Raw genomic sequence first — 15,966 nt, forward strand, 5'->3', positions numbered from 1 at the left:
TGCTGGAAACCGCGCCCTCGAAGATAGCGGACGGCCATCTGTGTGCGTGTCGACTCGAGAGCAGACGATCGAGATCCTGACCGCCATTGCCGAGCACAAGCCCTACCTCTACTACCACTGCGTGGCTGTCACCGGCCTACGCCGCGGCGAAGCCGCTGCCTTGCGCGAGGTCGACGTGGACCTGCGACACACCGAACTGTTCGTCATCACCCGACCCGACCCCGAAGAGCAGGAAGACGTCGGGAAGCTGAAGAGCCGTCACACAGCACACGGACCATCGCTCTTGACCACGTCACCGCCAGCCTGGTGCGACGCCACCTCACGGCTCGAGCCGGACTGCCTGCAGGAGCAGACGGAGAGCGGTACCTGTTCTCCACCCCTATGGGGATGCCATGCCGACGCGACCTGTTCACCCACGAGTTCGAGGACCGGCTGGTCGAGCGCACGACACCGCCACCGATCCGGCTGCACGATCTCCGACATGGCGCAGCCTTGCTGTCGCTGGCCGCCGGCAACGACCTCAAGAGCGTGCAGGATATGCTCGGACACGCCTCAATGTCCTTCACCGCCGACTACTACGTCTCGCTCTACCCGGCGCTCGCCACCAGGCCGCTGAGAAGATCGGCGCATCCCTCTTCGCCGCACCCTCCGGCCGTCTGCGCCGGGCCCGGCTCCCGATCCACTGCCGACGCGTAGCGGGCAGTGGCGCCAAGTGTCGCCCAGTGCCAGCTAATGCCAGAAACCTGACCCTCGGACGGTAAGTCCGCAGGTTCCTCCCCTTCGCCACGCACCAAAATCGACCCTGAGCTGCGGAAACAGTCGCACGGGGGTGACGCCACAGGATGAGGGGCTCCGATGCGTCTCCCGTTACGCGCGTCGTGCCGAACCGCCCCGGTACCGCCGGGCCCACCCACGGACACACCACGCCCAGGCGAACACGGACGCGAAACCAGGACAAGAGAGCGTCACCCGTCCATCGCCGCGGCGATGATTCCCCGCAGGAGCAACGAAGAACGACCGCTGCCCCCAGATCGAACATCCGCTGCCAGCATGCGCTCGCAGGCCCATTCGATCACCGGAACCCATACCCTCGGCCACACAACGGGCCACACAGACTTGCCTGACCTGCAAAAAGATCATCAATCAAGCGTCTCCGCAGGTCAGACGCATACTGTAGTGGGCCGCCTGGGGCTCGAACCCAGAACCTACGGATTAAAAGTCCGCAGCTCTACCAATTGAGCTAACGGCCCGCACCCCAAGTCTAGCCAGCACCCCCGCACCCGCCTGCACGCCGGGTCCGGCTGACGCCGGCGCCAAGGTCAAGACTGGTTCTCCCGCCGCCGGGGCCGCATGATGCCTGCATGTCCGGTTCGCTGCTGATCCTCACCGGGCCGCCCGGGGCCGGTAAGTCCACCGTTGCCCGGCTGGTCACCGAACACTCCTCGCGGCCTGCCGTGCACCTGCACACCGACAGCTTCTACGTCTGGATCCGGACCGGGTTCGTTCCGCCCTACCTGCCCGAGGCCGCGCGGCAGAACGATGTCGTGCTCGGGGTGATCGCCGAGGCCGCCTGTGGCTATGCCCGTGGCGGCTACGACGTCGTCCTCGACGGGGTCGTCGGGCCCTGGGCGCTCGAACCGTTCCGCGACGCCGCGAAACGGGACGGTCTGGACCTCTTCTACGTCGTCCTGCGGCCCAGTCTCGAGGTCACCCTCGCCCGCGGGACCGCGAGGGATGCCGCGGAACTCACCGACGTCGAGCCGCTCACCGGGATGCACCGCGCCTTCGCCGACCTGGGTGGGCTCGAGAAGCACGTCATGGACACGACGGACCAGACCGTCGACGAGACCGTGAACGCAGTACGGCGCCGAGCTCGCTCGGCGCCGTACTCGCTCTGATGTGGACTCAGCAGGTCACGTACAGCCCCGTGTAGGCCGTGCACTTCTTCGACGCCGTGTCGTTCGCCGCCGTCGGGTCGGCCGGGGCGCTGGCCGCGCGCTGGGCCGTTGCCGTGAACGCGCCCCACGCGAAGAAGCCGCCCTCCGACGTGAACTTCGCCGTGGCCGACGCTCCCGGTGCCAGTGTGCCGATCGCGCAGCTCAGGCTCGCTCCCGCGCGGGTGCAGCCGGTCATGGACGTGACCGTGCGGCCCGATCCGGCGTTGGCCGTCACGCGGACACCGGTCGCGGACGCCGGGCCGGTGTTCGACACCGTGATCACGTAGTCGACGCGCGCGACCAGGCCGACGCGCGGGGTGGCGGTCAGCGCGACCTTGACGTCGGCCTTCGCGGGCGGCGCGATCGTGACGGCCGGGCCGTCTTCGACGCCGAACGCGTAGTTGTCGCCCGCGAACTGGTGCTGCAGCGTGAACTGGCCGGCCGCGTCCTCCTTCACGCGGAAGGTGAACGTCACGGTCCGGCTCTCGCCCGCGCCCAGGTCGCCGACGCCGCCGCGGTAGCTGCTGAGGTACTGGTCGCAGCCGATCGTGCCGGCGCAGGAGACCAGGTCCACCAGGTCGACGATCGGCTTTTCCTTGGTGTAGACCGCCGCCTTCGCGCCGGTGACCGTGAAGTCCGTCGGGTTGTACAGCTGCTCGGTGACCGTGAACGTGTCGCCGGCGTGCAGCGACGTGTCGCTGACGTCGATCGTGCTGGGGGCCGGCGCCGCGGACGCGACGGCGGGAGCCGCGAAGAGGGCCGCTGCGGTCAGCGCGGCCAGCACGGCGGTTCTTCGGCCGGTTCGCTCCATGGTCGTGATCTCCTGATTCCGGACGAGGGGTGCCGCTCCGACCGGGGGTGGGGACGGGTGATCGCAGCAGCTGACGAAGATCAGATCGCCGCACCCCGGCATTCGTTACCAGGTTCTTGAAACCGTGTCTGAACTGGGCTTTCGCGCCGTTGCCGGGTCACCGGGCGCACCGACGGCCCGAAAATTGTCGGACCCCCGTGGCACGCTCCGCACATGACCGAACACACGGCACCAGTGGCCGCCCCGGCCCGCCTGACCGGCGAGCGGGCCGACCCGACGCCGGTCGCGGGCGAGCGCCAGGCCCTGACCGAAAGCCTCGACTACTACCGGCGCACCTTCGAGATGAAGTGCGAAGGCCTGGACCCGGCGCGGCTGTCCGAACGCTCGGTACCACCGTCGACGTTGACGCTGCACGGCCTGCTGCGGCACCTCACCGGCGTCGAACGCTGGTGGTTCCGGATCCAGTTCGCGGGTGAGGACCTCCCGAACCTCTACTACTCCGACGACGACCCGGAACAGGACTTCACGTCGCTCGACGGTGACGTCGGCGAGGCGTTTGCCTTGTGGCACGCCGAATGCGCGCGTTCGCGGGAGATCGTCGCGGGCGCGTCGATGGACCAGACCGGGACGCGGATCAGCACGGGCGAGCCGTTCACGTTGCGGTGGCTCATGCTGCGCATGATCGGCGAGTACGCGCGCCACATCGGCCAAGCCGACCTGGTTCGCGAACGGATCGACGGCGCCACCGGCGAATGACGGCTCAGGCTCGGCGGAGCCGGATGAGGAGGTTGCCCACGACCGGGATGACGATCCAGCACACGTAGGCCCAGTGCGTGAAGAAGGCCACCGGGATCGAGGCGGCGAAGGCGGCGATCATCGTGCCGAGCCCGCGGTAGAACTCGCCGAAGAGCTCCGGCGGGGTGTCCGCGCGGTGGAGGCGGTGACGCTGGATTTGCCGGGTCATCACGACGAACAGCGTGAGCGCGACGACCTGCACGAGCGCGTACAGGACGAAGCGGAACTCGAACCCGCCGTCTTCGGCGAGCACCTTCGTGGCGAAGGGCATGAGCACCATCATCAGCAGCCAGCCGAAGGAGAGCCGCAGGAGCCCGCCGCGCACGGTGGTGACGTAGTGGAACAGGCGGTGGTGGGCGCGCCAGTTGCCGCCGATCACGGCGAAGCTGATCAGGAAGGAGATGTATTCGGAACGATGGTGCCCGAGTGATCGCAGCAGCTCGGCGCTGGTGGGGCCCTCCGGCAGGGGCAGCTCGAGCGCGAGCAGGGTGATCGCGATGGCGACGACGGCGTCCGAGAAGAAGATGAGGCGCTCGGCGGCGAAGCCGCGGGTCTCGCCGGCGGCGGTGTCCGCGTCGGGTGTGGCGCTGCTCATGGCGGGTGAGCTTGCCAGAGGCGGCTGTGGGAAGGCAGCCGAGGCTGGGTGCGTGCGATGCTGACGCCATGACCGTCGACCCCGATTCCGGACTCCTGTCCCCGGTGCGGGCCGGTACGCCGGCCGAAGCGTCGACCGGCGACGAGGCTTGGTTGCGCGCCATGCTCGACGCCGAGGCGGCGCTCGCGCGGGCGCAGGCGCGGCTCGGGACGGTGCCGTCCGAGGCCGCGGACGCGATCACGGAGGCGGCGGGCGGCGCGCGGATCGACGTCGTCGAGCTGGCGCGAGGGTCGCGGGCGACCGCGAACCCGGTGGTCGGGCTGGTCAAGGCGCTGACGTCGGCCGTCGGCGAGATCGCGCCCGAGGCCGCGGAGTACGTACACCGCGGTTCGACCAGCCAGGACATCTTCGACACGGCGATGATGCTGGTCGCCGATCGGACGCTCCGGCCGCTGGTCGCGGACCTCGACGCGACGGCCGAGGCGCTGGCGGCGCTGGCGCGCGAGCACCGGGACACGACGATGGCCGGCCGGACGCTGACGGCGCACGCGGTGCCCACGACGTTCGGGCTCAAGGCCGCGGGCTGGCGGCAGCTGGTGCTGGACGCGGCAACGCGGGTCCGGCGCGTGCTGGACGGCGGGCTGCCGGTGTCGCTGGGCGGCGCGGCCGGGACGCTGGCGGCGTACGTGGAGTACGGCCGCCTGGCCGACGCCGGGGCGGGCGAGCGGGAGGGCGGGGGCGGGGGCGGGGGCGGGGGCCAGGATCTCCCCGACGCGGCCGCTGACACCGGACCCGCCGACACTGGCACTGGCAGCCGCGTCGACGCACGCAGTGGCAGCGCCGCCGACGGCGACTACGCCGCACGGCTCGTCGCCGCGTTCGCCGAGGAGACCGGGCTGGCCGCGCCCGTGCTGCCGTGGCACTCGCTGCGCACGCCGGTCGCCGACCTCGCCGGGGCGCTCGCCTTTGCCGCGGGCGCGCTGGGGAAGCTGGCCGTCGACGTCGCGACGCTCACCCGGACCGAGCTCGGCGAGGTCGTCGAGCCCGCCGGTGAGGGGCGGGGTGGCTCCTCCGCCATGCCGCACAAGCGGAACCCCGTGCTCGCGACGCTGATCCGGTCGGCGGCGCTGCAGGTGCCGGTGCTGGCCGCCGGGGTCACGCAGTCGATGCTGACCGAGGACGAACGCTCGGCCGGGGTCTGGCACGCCGAATGGCACCTGATCCGTGAATGCCTGCGGCTGACCGGCGGTGCCGCGCACACCGCCGTCGAACTCGCGCGCGGGCTCACCGCGAAGCCCGAACAGATGCGGGCGAACGTGGCGTCGACGCACGGGCTGATCGTCTCCGAGCGGCTTTCCGCCGTCCTCGCGCCGCTGCTCGGCAAGGCGAAGGCCAAGGAGCTGCTCGGCGAGGCGTCCCGACGCGCGGTCCGCGAAGACCGGCCGCTGCGAGACGTGCTCGACGAGCTGCCCGCCATCACCGACGTCCTCACCCCGGCGGCGCTGGACGCCCTGCTGGACCCGGCCGCCTACACCGGGGCCGCGGGGGCGCTCGTCGACCGGGCGCTGGGTGGCGCCTGCTGACCTGGGGCGGAACCGCGGCGAAAATTCTTTGAACCGCCTCCGGCGGGGGTCCGTGTAGTGGGTATCAGGCAGCCGCACCGAGCGGCGGGAAACCCCAACGGACACAAGGAGAACTTCCATGCTTCGCACGCGCATCGCCGTCTCCGTCGCCGCGGCGGCAGCCGGGCTGGCAGTGCTCACCGCTTGCTCGGGTGCCGAAACTGCTCAGCCGGTCATCGCCCCCGCAGCGGCCGGTGGCACCGGCGGCGGTCAGCTCGCCAACGGGCAGGTCGGGAACGCCGCCCCGGCGTCGAACGAGTCGAAACTCGTCGTCGCGGACGTCGCGAGCGTCGGGCAGGTGATCACCGACCAGAACGGCATGACCCTCTACCGGTTCGACAAGGACACGGCCAAGCCGCCGAAGTCCAATTGCGACGGTGACTGCGCCAAGGCCTGGCCGCCGGTGCTGGCCACCGGGGACGTTCAGGTGCAGGGCATCGACAAGAACCTCGTCGGGAAGGTGACGCGCTCCGACGGCACCGAGCAGATCACCGTCGGCGGGTGGGCGCTCTACCGCTACGCCAAGGACACCAAGGCCGGCGAGGCGACCGGCCAGGGCGTCGGCGGCGCCTGGTACGCGGCCAACGCCAAGGGCGGCAAGGCCGGCCAGGCCGCGAGCGAAGCCGGCACCGTCAAGCTGAGCGCCAGCAACATCGACGGGCTCGGCGAAGCGATCGTCGACCAGAACGGCATGACGCTCTACCTCTTCACGAAGGACACCAAGAAGGCCAAGACGTCCGCCTGCAACGGCGACTGCGCCAAGACCTGGCCGGCGGTCCTCTCCAACGGCAAGGTCGAGCTGCAGGGCATCGACTCGAAGCTCCTCGGCAGCATCAAGCGTTCCGACGGCACCGAGCAGGTCACCATCGGCGGCTGGCCGGTCTACACCTTCTCGAAGGACCTGAAGCCGGGCGACGCGAACGGCATGGGCGTCAACGGCACCTGGTTCGTCATCGAGCCCAACGGCTGCAAGGTCGGTACCACCCCCAGCTCCACCGCCAACCAGGCTCCGGCGGCTGACAGTGGCGCTGGGAGCAGCAACAACTCCGGCTCGGGGGGCACGACCTACTGAGCCACGAACGAACTAGTGGGCGAGGCCCGGCGGACGCTCTTCACGAGCGACCTCCGGGCCTCGCTCGTCGTGGTCACGGCGCAGGAACGACCGGCGGCGCGGGCGCTCGTCGGAGGTCACCACGCGGTCGGTGTCGGCGGTGCGATCGGTGGCAGCAATGCGGTCGGTGCGCTGGTCGGCGACCGTCGGCTCGTCGGCCACCTCGTCCTCGGGGACGAGGATCGTGCGGCGGGCCGGCAGGACGGCGATCAGCAGGCCGAGCGCGGCGACGCCGAGGTGCAGCCACGTGTCGGCACGGCCGAGGTCCATCGGGTTGCCGGCGTTGGCGAAGGGGTTGGTCGAGATGAGGCCGTCGATCATCAGGCCCCACACGAACAGGGCGCCGTAGAAGAGGAACAGCAGCCAGCCGAACGTCCGGGCGCGGCCCGAACCGAACGCCAGCAGCAGGCCGACGACGCCGGTCACGACCCGGACCAGGCTCATGAGCGGGTTGCCGGAGAACCGCCAGAACCCGGCGTCGTGGTGGCCGGCGAAGTTCCCGACCCCGGTCCTGGTGAACCCGATGATGCCGACGACGAGGAACGCGATCCCGGCCAACCCGGCCAGCACCTGCGCCGGCTGCAGGCCGCGAACCCGGATGCGTGCGCCTTTCGCGTGAGTCATGACTCCAGTCCTTCCCAGAGTGTGGTGACGATCGTCACCGCACACAGGTACCCCGCGAACACGGGCAGCGAAACGACGGCGCTTGCCCGCAGGCCCCCGGAGCGTTCCCGGATCCGGGCCGGTTCGAGACCTATCCCACAAAGTCACCCGATCCGGGGAACGCCGGAGCGCGCTCCCGGCAATCCGGAACATGCGCAAGCTGAGCGGCATCTTCCTGGTGGGACTGTGCGTGGGGGCGATCGGCGCGGTGGCGATCACGATCGGTCACGGGGCGGTCCGGCCGCCGCGGGCGAGCGCCGCCACCGAAGCGGTGACAACGATGTCGGAATCGGCGCGGCCGAGCCCCGAACCGACGCCGACGCCGTCGGCGCCACCCAAGGAAACGCCGCAGGAAACGCCCAAGGAATCCGCCAAGGAGCAGCCACCGTCCAAGGTGGACGCCGCCGAGCTGGACCGGCTGGTGGCCGGCGGCGAGGTCAGCGCCGTCGTGTTCGACCGGCAGAGCGGGGCGGCGACCCTCTCGGTCCACGCGGACCGCGCGTACACCTCGGCGTCGCTCGTGAAGCTGCTGATCGCGCTGACGGTGCTGGACCGGGGCGGTCCCACGGCGGACGTGCAGCGGATGCTCTCCCGCAGCGACGACGACCTCGCGAGCCGGTTCTGGTCGGCTTACGGCGGGCCGGCGATCGTGACGGCGTGGGCCAAGAAGATCGGCCTCGGCGGCACGCGGGCGCCCGCGGATCCCGGACGGTGGGGCGACACGCGGATCACCGCGAAGGACGTGGTGAAGATCTACCAGTACGTGCTGGCGCACGCGCCCGCCGCGATCATGAGCGCGCTGCGCGCCGCGACCGAGCGGGGCTCGGACGGCTTCCGGCAGTACTTCGGCATCCCGGACGCCGCCGGCGGCCGGCCGTGGGCGGTGAAGCAGGGCTGGTCGTGCTGCGCCCCGACGCGGATGCTGCACACGTCCGGTGTGCTCGGCGAGGACGACCGGTACATCGTCGTGGTGCTGACCGAGCACCCGGCGTCGGTGAGCTACGCGACGGCTTCGAAGCGCGTGACGGCGGTGGTTTCGGCGCTGCTGGGCTGAGCGCTACTGGTCGGTGTCCGCCAGCGCCCCGTGCGCGCCCGACCGCGGCAGCGGCCACGGCAGCACGCCGCCGGTGGTCTCGGCCTGCCGCCCCGCCGGGGCCGGTGCCGAGGTGTGCGCGCCGATCCACGCCAGCACGTCCGGGATCTGCGACTTGAAGGTGTTCATGTTGTGGCCCGCGTCCCGGACCCGCCACGACGAAATCTGCAGCGGGGGCCGGGCCGCCGCGCGGATCTGGTCGATCGCGAAGCTCTCGTAGCTCTCCTTCTCCCCCGAGATCGCCAGGATGTCCACCGGCGACGGGTGGAGGCGCACGTTCACGCGGACGTTGTTGGCGTCGTTGATGTCCTGACGGCCGTGGAACAGGTCTTCCGTCTCGGCGTCGACCTGGGCCTTGTCGTAGCCGCTCACGCTGACCGCCTGGCCGTACCACTGGGGGTGGCGCGTCACGAGGTTCATCGCGCAGTAGCCGCCCGAAGACCAGCCCGCGATCGTCCACGCGCGGCGGTTCGCGGACACGCCCAGCTTCTGCAGGGCCCAGTCGCGCAGGTCCGCCGTCAGGTAGGTGTCGTTGGCCGTTCCGTTGACCTCGTCGACGCATTCCGTGTCGTGGCCGACCTTCGGGACGCCCGTCGGGTCCGGGACGATCACCACCGCCGGCGGCAGCGCGTGCCGGGCGATCGCCGTGTCGAGCTGCTCCGGCATGTGGTAGCCGCTCGTGAAGACCTCGGGGCCGGACGGGTAGTTCGGGATCCACTCGATCGCCGGGAACCGAAGTTCCTTGTACGCGGCGTCGAAGTACTGCGGGGGCAGGTAGACCGTGACGTCGCGGGTCAGCTTGGTGCGCCGGCCGGTCACCTTCATGTGGACGACCGTGCCCTTGCCCTCCTTCGCGTGCGCCACCCCCGTGTCGCGCAGCTTTTCGAGGTCTTCGCCGTTCTGCGACGCCTCGGCGTCGGTTCCCTGACCGGCGTAGGAGCCGGTGCCGAGCAGCGAGCCGACCGTCGGGAAGAATCCGCCGATCATGTTGCCCGCCATGCCGGTCGTGAGCACCAGGAGGACGACCGCGAGCAGGATCGTGGCGCTGCGCCACAACCGCTTGCGCTTCCAGCGGTCCCAGAACCACGGGACCGCGATGATCGCGAGCAGCGTCAGCACGACCACCACGATCATGTTGACCGGCGAATCGAGCCGGATGCTGCTCAAGTTCATGGGACGGTCCTTCCGGGCGGGCAGTGAATGCGCACCCGGAACCCCCCGGACTCGCGTATATATCACGTTTGAGCGGGCGCGCACGTTGCGAACCTGTGAGTTGCGTCATAGGTCCGCAACGTGCGCCGCACTCAGCGATTTCTCAGTTATTTCCCCAAAGCGCGGGTCAGGACGGTGATGGCCTGGGTGATCGCGGCCTCGGCGGCGTGGGTCTCGCGAAGCGCGTTGACCATCACGAAGTCGTGGATGATCCCCTGGTACCGGACGGCCGTGACCGGCACACCGGCCTGACGCAGCTTCGCCGCGTACGCCTCACCTTCGTCGCGGAGCACGTCCGCCTCGCCGGTGATCACGAGCGCCGGCGGCAGCCCGGCCAGCTCGTCGAGCGACGCGCGCAGCGGCGACGCCGTGATCTCCGCGCGCTGCGCGGGATCCGTCGTGTACTGGTCCCAGAACCACTTCATGCCTTCGCGGCCGAGGAAGTAGCCCTCGGCGAACCGGTGGTAGGACTCGGTGTCGAAGTTCGCGTCGGTCACCGGGTAGAAGAGCACCTGCTGCTTGAAGGTGACGTCGCCGCGCTGCTTGGCCAGGATGGTCAGCGCCGCGGTCATGTTCCCGCCGACGGAGTCGCCCGCGATCGCGATGCGCGAAGGGTCCAGCCCCTGCGAAGCGCCGTTCGAGGCGACCCACTTCGCGACGGCGTAGCTCTGCTCGATGGCGACCGGGTAGCGGGCCTCCGGCGAGCGGTCGTACTCGGGGAACACGACGGCCGCGCCGACGCCGGCCGCGAGTTCGCGCACGAGCCGCTGGTGGGTGTGGAAGTCGCCGAACACCCAGCCGGCGCCGTGGATGTAGAGGATCACCGGGAGCGGGCCCTCGACGCCGGCCGGCTTGACGATCCGGGTCTCGACCTCGCCGGTCGGGCCGCCGGGAACCTTGATGACCTCGATCGACGCGTCGGCCATGGCGACGTCGCCGTCCTGGACGCCGTCGACGGCCTTGCGCCCCTCGGCCGGCGGCAGCTGGAACAGGTACGGCGGCTGGTCGGTGGCCTCGGCGAACGCCTGCGCGGCCGGTTCGAGGGCCAGGTTGTGCGGGTTGGCGGTCATGTCGTCCTCCTGGGTCGGGCTGGTGTCACCAAAGTAGCTCGCAACTCAGTTGTGCACAACTGAATGTTGCACAATGAGATGCAGGGCACTTAAGTTGCCGCGCAGTCCGATGTCGGGAACCATGGAGTGTTACGAGAGAGGAGGACGCGATGGCTTCGCTGCGGCTGGACGACCAGCTCTGCTTCGGGCTGTACGCGGCGTCGCGCGCGGTGACGTCGCTGTACCGGGTCGTCCTGGAAGACCTCGACCTGACCTACCCCCAGTACCTGGTCATGCTGGCGCTCTGGGAGCGGGACCACCGGCTGGTCAAGGAGCTCGGCACCGAGCTGAACCTCGACTCGGGCACGCTCTCACCGCTGCTCAAGCGGCTGCAGACCGCCGGGCTGGTGGTGCGGAACCGGCAGGCCGACGACGAACGCTCGGTCCGCGTCAGCCTGAGCGACGCCGGGAAGGCGTTGCGCGAGAAGGCGGAGGGCATCCCCGACGTGATCGGCACGGCGATGAGCCTCGACGACGCCGGCGTGGCCCGGTTGCGCGCGGAACTCGACCGCCTGACAGAGTCGGTGAACGCCTATCGGGAGGCCACCGCACCGGCATGATCAACCACGACGACGCGCTGAAGGCCGTCGAAGCCAGCCTCGACCGGCCGTCCGCGGCGCGGATCTACGACTACTTCATCGGCGGCACCACGCACTACGCGATCGACCGCGACTTCGCCGAGAAGGTCCGCGCGCGGTTGCCGCTGATGGGCGAGTACTGCAAGACGAGCCGGCAGTTCCTCGGCCGCGCGGTCAGGCAGTGCGTCCGGCAGGGCATCCGCCAGTTCGTCGACATCGGCTCCGGCCTGCCGACCGCGGGCAACGTCCACGAAGTCGCCGACGACGCCAGTACCCAGCTCGACACGCGCGTGCTCTACATCGACAACGAGCCGATCGCGCTCGCCCACTCGACGCTGCTGCTCGCCGACACCGCCGATCCCGGACGCCACCACGCGATCGCCGCGGACTTCCTGCAGCCGGAAGACCTTTGGGACCGCGTCACCGCCTCCGACGTCATCGACGTGCGCGAGCCGATCGCACTGGTGATCAACGCGGTCATGCACTTCGTCAAGGACGAGCAGCGCCCGGACGAGCTGCTGGCGTTCTACCGCGACCGGCTGCCGTCGGGCTCGCTGCTGGTGCTGTCGCAGATGACGAACGAAAACCCGGTCAACGAGGACGAGCGGCAGGCGCTGATCGACCTGCTCGAGTACTACGAGACGACGACGAACCCCGGCTTCCTGCGGACGATGGCCGAGTTCGAACGCTTCTTCGGCGGCTGGCCGCTGCTCGAACCCGGGCTCGTCTACGCGCCGGCGTGGCATCCGGACGAGCAGACCGTGTTCGCCGGATCGCCGTCGCAGTCGCGGGTGATCGGCGGCGTCGCGCGCAAGCCCTAGGAGGCTTCGCGCAGGCTTTCCAGCACGTCGAGGACCGCGCTCTTGCCGAGGTCGACGGCCTTGCGCAGCACCTCGGGGTCGCGCTCCAGCACCGCCACGTCCGGTGAGCCGGCCGGTGGCCGGACGGTCAGGATCCGCGGGTCCGACGCCAGGGTCTCCTCGTCCTCGACGTCGCGGCGGTAGGTGTCGCGCCACGCCGGGATCGCGCCCGGGGCCTGGCGGCGCAGGAACCGCGGGACGACGACGTCGTGCACGCGCGGCGGCGGCAGCGGCAGCTCGTCGGCGCGGCGGGTGCGCAGCACGAGGACATCGGTCGCGTCTTGGGCCAGCGCCGTCCGGTACGGGATCGGCTCGGCGACGCCCGCGTCGACGAACCGGCGGCCCGCCATCGGGATCGGCGGGCCGGCCAGCACCGGCATGCACGACGACGCCGCGAGCGCGATCTTGATCGCGTCGACGTCGTCGAGGAAGGGGTGCAGGTCGGTCGACTCCCCGGTGTCCGCGTCGGTGGCCAGGGGGTGGAACGTCACCGGGTTGGCCAGGATCGCCGGGAAGTCCATCGGCTCCAGCACCGAATACACCTGGTGGACGAGGTACTCGAGGTCGATCACCGCGCGGCCGCGCAGGGTGTGCAGCGGGTTGATGATCCGGCGCATGACGACCGGGTTCCACCACGTGCGGACGCCGGTCGACGAGCGGCCGCACAGCAGCCACGCGCCGTTCAGCGCGCCCGCCGACGAGCCGTAGACCGCGTCGAACGCGGGTGTCACGCCGAGCTCGTCCAGCGCCAGGACCATGCCGCTGGAGTACGTGCCGCGGCTGCTGCCGCCTTCGATGGCGAGCGCGAGCCGCCGGCCGTCGGTGCGTTCTCCCGGGACACTGCCCGCCGCCATCCGTTCGGAGATCAGTTCGAGTACCGGGTGCACGCTTTCCATCCTGGTCGTTTTGCACGCGGAGTCGACCCGATTTATCCCACCCGAGGGGGTGAAGTGATGAGCGCCTCGTTGCACTGCAACTCGTTGCATAGCACCCTCGGTCCATGGCACTGGAACACGCGATCCTCGTCTCGCTGTCCGAGCGCGCCGGCTCGGGCTACGAGCTGACGCGCCGGTTCGAGAAGTCGATCGGGCTCTTCTGGAGCGCCACCCACCAGCAGATCTACCGCGTGCTGAAGCGGATGGAAGAGGCCGGCTGGGTCGCCGTCGACGTCGTCGCGCAGTCGGGCCGGCCGGACAAGAAGGTCTACACGGTCAGCGAGAGCGGCCGCGCCGAACTCGTCCGCTGGCTGGCCGAACCCGATCCCAACGCGGGCCCCGTCGAACTGGCCGTGAAGATCCGCGGCGCGAGCTTCGGCGATCCGGCCGAAGTCGCCGAGGAGATCGTCCGGCACCGCGCGAAGCACGCCGAACGCCTCGACGTCTACCGCCAGATCGAGAAGCGCGACTTCCCCGCGCCGGCGGGCCTGCACGGCAGGCAGCTGCACCAGTACCTGGTCCTGCGCGGCGGCATCCGCGTCGAAGAGGGCCAGGTCGAGTGGTTCGACGAAGTTCTCGCCGCCCTCCACCACCCGAAGGACGCCTGATGACCCCGTACCCGAACTTGCTGTCCCCGCTCGACCTCGGCTTCACAACGCTGCGCAACCGCGTCCTGATGGGCTCGATGCACACCGGTCTCGAAGACAAAGCCGCACACTTCCCCGAGCTGGCCGAGTACTACGCCGAACGCGCCCGCGGCGGCGTCGGGCTGATCGTCACGGGTGGGTTCGCGCCGAACCGCACCGGCTGGCTGCTGCCGCTCGCCTCCAAGCTGACGACGTCGGCCGAAGCCAAGCAGCACCGGCAGCTCACCGCACCCGTGCACGACGCCGGCGGCAAGATCGCGCTGCAGGTCCTGCACGCGGGCCGGTACGCCTACCACCCGCTGAGCGTGTCGGCGTCGAGCATCAAGGCGCCGATCAACCCGTTCCGCCCGCGTGGCCTCACCAACCACGGCGTCAAGCAGCAGATCAACGCCTTCGCGAACTGCGCAGCTCTCGCGCGCGAAGCGGGCTACGACGGCGTCGAGATCATGGGCTCCGAGGGCTACCTGATCAACCAGTTCCTCGCCGAGCGCACCAACAAGCGCACCGACGCCTGGGGCGGCACGCCGGAGAAGCGGCGGAGGTTCGCCGTCGAAATCGTCAAGCGCACCAGGGAAAAGATCGGCGACGACTTCATCATCGTCTACCGGCTTTCGATGCTCGACCTCGTCGAAGGCGGCCAGCGCTGGGAGGACGTCGTCGCGCTCGCCCGAGAAGTCGAGGCGGCGGGGGCCACGATCATCAACACCGGCATCGGCTGGCACGAGGCCCGCGTGCCGACGATCGTGACGTCGGTGCCGCGCGCCGCGTTCACCTGGGTGACCGGGAAGCTCAAGCCGCACGTGGGCATCCCGGTCGTCACGTCGAACCGGATCAACATGCCGCAGGTGGCCGAGGAGGCGCTGAGCAGCGGCGCCGCCGACCTCGTGTCGATGGCGCGGCCGTTCCTCGCCGACCCCGAGTGGATCCGCAAGGCCGAGACCGGCCGCGAAGACGAGATCAACACCTGCATCGCCTGCAACCAGGCCTGCCTCGACCACGCCTTCAAGCGCAAGCTCGTGTCCTGCATGGTGAATCCGCGCGCGGGCCACGAGACCAAGCTGACGCTGGCGCCGACGCGGCGGGCGAAGCACGTCGCCGTCGTCGGCGCGGGTCCCGCCGGGTTGTCCGCGGCGACCGCGCTCGCCGAACGCGGCCACAGCGTCGAACTCTTCGAAGCCGACGACGAGATCGGCGGCCAGTTCGGCATCGCGCGGAAGATCCCCGGCAAGGAGGAGTTCGCCGAGACCATCCGCTACTACCGGCGGCGGCTCGAGGTGACCGGCGTGAAGCTGCACCTCGGAAAGCGCGCGTCCGCGGCCGGGCTCACCGGGTTCGACGAGGTCGTGCTGGCCACCGGCGTCGCGCCGCGCGTGCCGTCGCTGCCCGGGATCGACCACCCGAAGGTGCTGTCGTACGTCGACGTCGTGAAGCACGGCAAGCCGGTCGGCGAGCGGGTCGCCGTCATCGGCGCCGGCGGGATCGGCGTCGACGTCAGCGAATTCCTCACGCACACCGACTCGCCCGCGCTCGACCTCGACGCGTGGATGGCCGAGTGGGGTGTCACCGACCCGGAGACCGCGGCGGGCGGGCTCACCGAACGAAAGCCCGAGCCTTCGCCGCGGCGGGTGTACCTGCTGCAGCGCAAGAAGTCCGGGATCGGTTCCGGGCTCGGCAAGACCTCGGGCTGGGTGCACCGCGCCGCGCTCAAGGCGAAACGCGTCGAGCAGATCCCCGGCGTGACGTACGAGAAGATCGACGACGCCGGCCTGCACATCACCGTCGACGGCACCCCGCGGCTCCTCGAAGTCGACACGGTCGTCGTCTGCGCCGGTCAGGAGCCCGTGCGGGACCTCGCCGAGGAACTGCGGGCCGCCGGGGTGCCGGTGCACCTGATCGGCGGGGCCGACGTCGCCGCGGAACTCGACGCGAAACGCGCGATCGACCAGGGAACGAGGCTCGCCGCCGCGCTGTAGCCCTGAATGCGTCCGGCACTGGCAG

17 protein-coding genes and 1 tRNA gene are annotated in these 15,966 nt (G+C 70.3%); 10 read left to right on the plus strand and 8 right to left on the minus strand.

The genetic code is table 11. From position 1 onward, the window contains the following. Positions 1–136: 136 nt before the first annotated feature. On the minus strand, positions 137–262 hold the full coding sequence (locus AB0J40_RS37325) for a hypothetical protein (RefSeq protein WP_364463457.1): 126 nt from the start codon (positions 260–262) through the stop codon (positions 137–139). Between the two features lie 14 nt (positions 263–276). On the opposite strand from AB0J40_RS37325, the gene AB0J40_RS37330 reads away from it, so the two are divergent. Continuing rightward, positions 277–696, plus strand: coding sequence for a tyrosine-type recombinase/integrase (locus tag AB0J40_RS37330; protein ID WP_364463431.1), 420 nt, complete (start codon positions 277–279; stop codon positions 694–696). A 481-nt stretch (positions 697–1,177) separates the two neighbouring features. On the opposite strand, the gene AB0J40_RS37335 is transcribed toward AB0J40_RS37330, so the two are convergent. Then, positions 1,178–1,250: transfer RNA gene (locus AB0J40_RS37335), tRNA-Lys, on the minus strand. 111 nt (positions 1,251–1,361) lie between these two features. Here AB0J40_RS37335 and AB0J40_RS37340 point away from each other — a divergent pair. Next, positions 1,362–1,898 carry an AAA family ATPase gene (locus AB0J40_RS37340; RefSeq protein ID WP_364463112.1) on the plus strand — a complete coding sequence of 179 codons (537 nt, stop codon included), beginning with the start codon at positions 1,362–1,364 and terminating at the stop codon, positions 1,896–1,898. A gap of 7 nt (positions 1,899–1,905) precedes the next feature. On the opposite strand, the gene AB0J40_RS37345 is transcribed toward AB0J40_RS37340, so the two are convergent. Then, entirely contained in the window at positions 1,906–2,748 is an 843-nt protein-coding gene (locus AB0J40_RS37345; protein WP_364463114.1) for a hypothetical protein, read from the minus strand. A 213-nt stretch (positions 2,749–2,961) separates the two neighbouring features. Here AB0J40_RS37345 and AB0J40_RS37350 point away from each other — a divergent pair, with 213 nt between their 5' ends. Beyond that, on the plus strand, positions 2,962–3,504 hold the full coding sequence (locus AB0J40_RS37350; RefSeq protein ID WP_364463116.1) for a DinB family protein: 543 nt from the start codon (positions 2,962–2,964) through the stop codon (positions 3,502–3,504). Positions 3,505–3,508: 4 nt separating this feature from the next. Here AB0J40_RS37350 and AB0J40_RS37355 read toward each other — a convergent pair whose 3' ends face one another. Continuing rightward, positions 3,509–4,138 carry a TMEM175 family protein gene (locus tag AB0J40_RS37355; RefSeq protein WP_364463119.1) on the minus strand — a complete coding sequence of 210 codons (630 nt, stop codon included), beginning with the start codon at positions 4,136–4,138 and terminating at the stop codon, positions 3,509–3,511. 68 nt (positions 4,139–4,206) lie between these two features. Here AB0J40_RS37355 and AB0J40_RS37360 point away from each other — a divergent pair, with 68 nt between their 5' ends. Further along, positions 4,207–5,721: a lyase family protein gene (locus AB0J40_RS37360; RefSeq protein ID WP_364463121.1), complete on the plus strand. Its 1,515-nt coding sequence runs from the start codon at positions 4,207–4,209 to the stop codon at positions 5,719–5,721. Positions 5,722–5,839: 118 nt separating this feature from the next. Further along, on the plus strand, positions 5,840–6,832 hold the full coding sequence (locus AB0J40_RS37365; protein WP_364463124.1) for an SCO0930 family lipoprotein: 993 nt from the start codon (positions 5,840–5,842) through the stop codon (positions 6,830–6,832). Positions 6,833–6,844: 12 nt separating this feature from the next. Here the strand turns inward: AB0J40_RS37365 and AB0J40_RS37370 are convergent, their stop codons facing one another. Further along, positions 6,845–7,495: a DUF4383 domain-containing protein gene (locus AB0J40_RS37370; RefSeq protein ID WP_364463127.1), complete on the minus strand. Its 651-nt coding sequence runs from the start codon at positions 7,493–7,495 to the stop codon at positions 6,845–6,847. Between the two features lie 190 nt (positions 7,496–7,685). On the opposite strand from AB0J40_RS37370, the gene AB0J40_RS37375 reads away from it, so the two are divergent. Continuing rightward, on the plus strand, positions 7,686–8,588 hold the full coding sequence (locus tag AB0J40_RS37375; RefSeq protein ID WP_364463130.1) for a hypothetical protein: 903 nt from the start codon (positions 7,686–7,688) through the stop codon (positions 8,586–8,588). A 3-nt stretch (positions 8,589–8,591) separates the two neighbouring features. Here the strand turns inward: AB0J40_RS37375 and AB0J40_RS37380 are convergent, their stop codons facing one another. After that, a complete protein-coding gene (locus AB0J40_RS37380) occupies positions 8,592–9,800 on the minus strand; it encodes an alpha/beta hydrolase-fold protein (protein WP_364463132.1) in 1,209 nt (402 codons plus the stop codon). 146 nt (positions 9,801–9,946) lie between these two features. Then, positions 9,947–10,909, minus strand: a complete 963-nt coding sequence (locus AB0J40_RS37385) for an alpha/beta hydrolase (RefSeq protein WP_364463134.1) — start codon at positions 10,907–10,909, stop codon at positions 9,947–9,949. Positions 10,910–11,058: 149 nt separating this feature from the next. Here AB0J40_RS37385 and AB0J40_RS37390 point away from each other — a divergent pair, with 149 nt between their 5' ends. Both AB0J40_RS37390 and AB0J40_RS37395 read left to right on the plus strand, forming a co-directional pair. Next, entirely contained in the window at positions 11,059–11,508 is a 450-nt protein-coding gene (locus AB0J40_RS37390; protein WP_364463136.1) for a MarR family transcriptional regulator, read from the plus strand. After that, positions 11,505–12,347, plus strand: a complete 843-nt coding sequence (locus tag AB0J40_RS37395; RefSeq protein ID WP_364463138.1) for an SAM-dependent methyltransferase — start codon at positions 11,505–11,507, stop codon at positions 12,345–12,347. Before AB0J40_RS37390 ends, AB0J40_RS37395 begins: the two co-directional genes overlap by 4 nt. Here AB0J40_RS37395 and AB0J40_RS37400 read toward each other — a convergent pair. Continuing rightward, positions 12,344–13,282, minus strand: a complete 939-nt coding sequence (locus AB0J40_RS37400; RefSeq protein WP_364463140.1) for a patatin family protein — start codon at positions 13,280–13,282, stop codon at positions 12,344–12,346. The two genes, AB0J40_RS37395 and AB0J40_RS37400, sit on opposite strands and share 4 nt — an antisense overlap. 104 nt (positions 13,283–13,386) lie before the next feature. Between AB0J40_RS37400 and AB0J40_RS37405 the strand changes: the two genes are divergently transcribed. Continuing rightward, positions 13,387–13,929 (plus strand): PadR family transcriptional regulator, encoded by a 543-nt coding sequence (locus tag AB0J40_RS37405; protein ID WP_364463143.1) that lies wholly within the window; start codon positions 13,387–13,389, stop codon positions 13,927–13,929. Then, complete coding sequence (locus tag AB0J40_RS37410; RefSeq protein ID WP_364463146.1) at positions 13,929–15,941, plus strand: NADPH-dependent 2,4-dienoyl-CoA reductase; 2,013 nt, start codon at positions 13,929–13,931, stop codon at positions 15,939–15,941. Before AB0J40_RS37405 ends, AB0J40_RS37410 begins: the two co-directional genes overlap by 1 nt. Positions 15,942–15,966: the final 25 nt, after the last annotated feature.

Origin of the sequence: Amycolatopsis sp. NPDC049691, from assembly GCF_040675005.1 — a bacterium.
In the GTDB taxonomy this organism is placed as follows: domain Bacteria; phylum Actinomycetota; class Actinomycetes; order Mycobacteriales; family Pseudonocardiaceae; genus Amycolatopsis.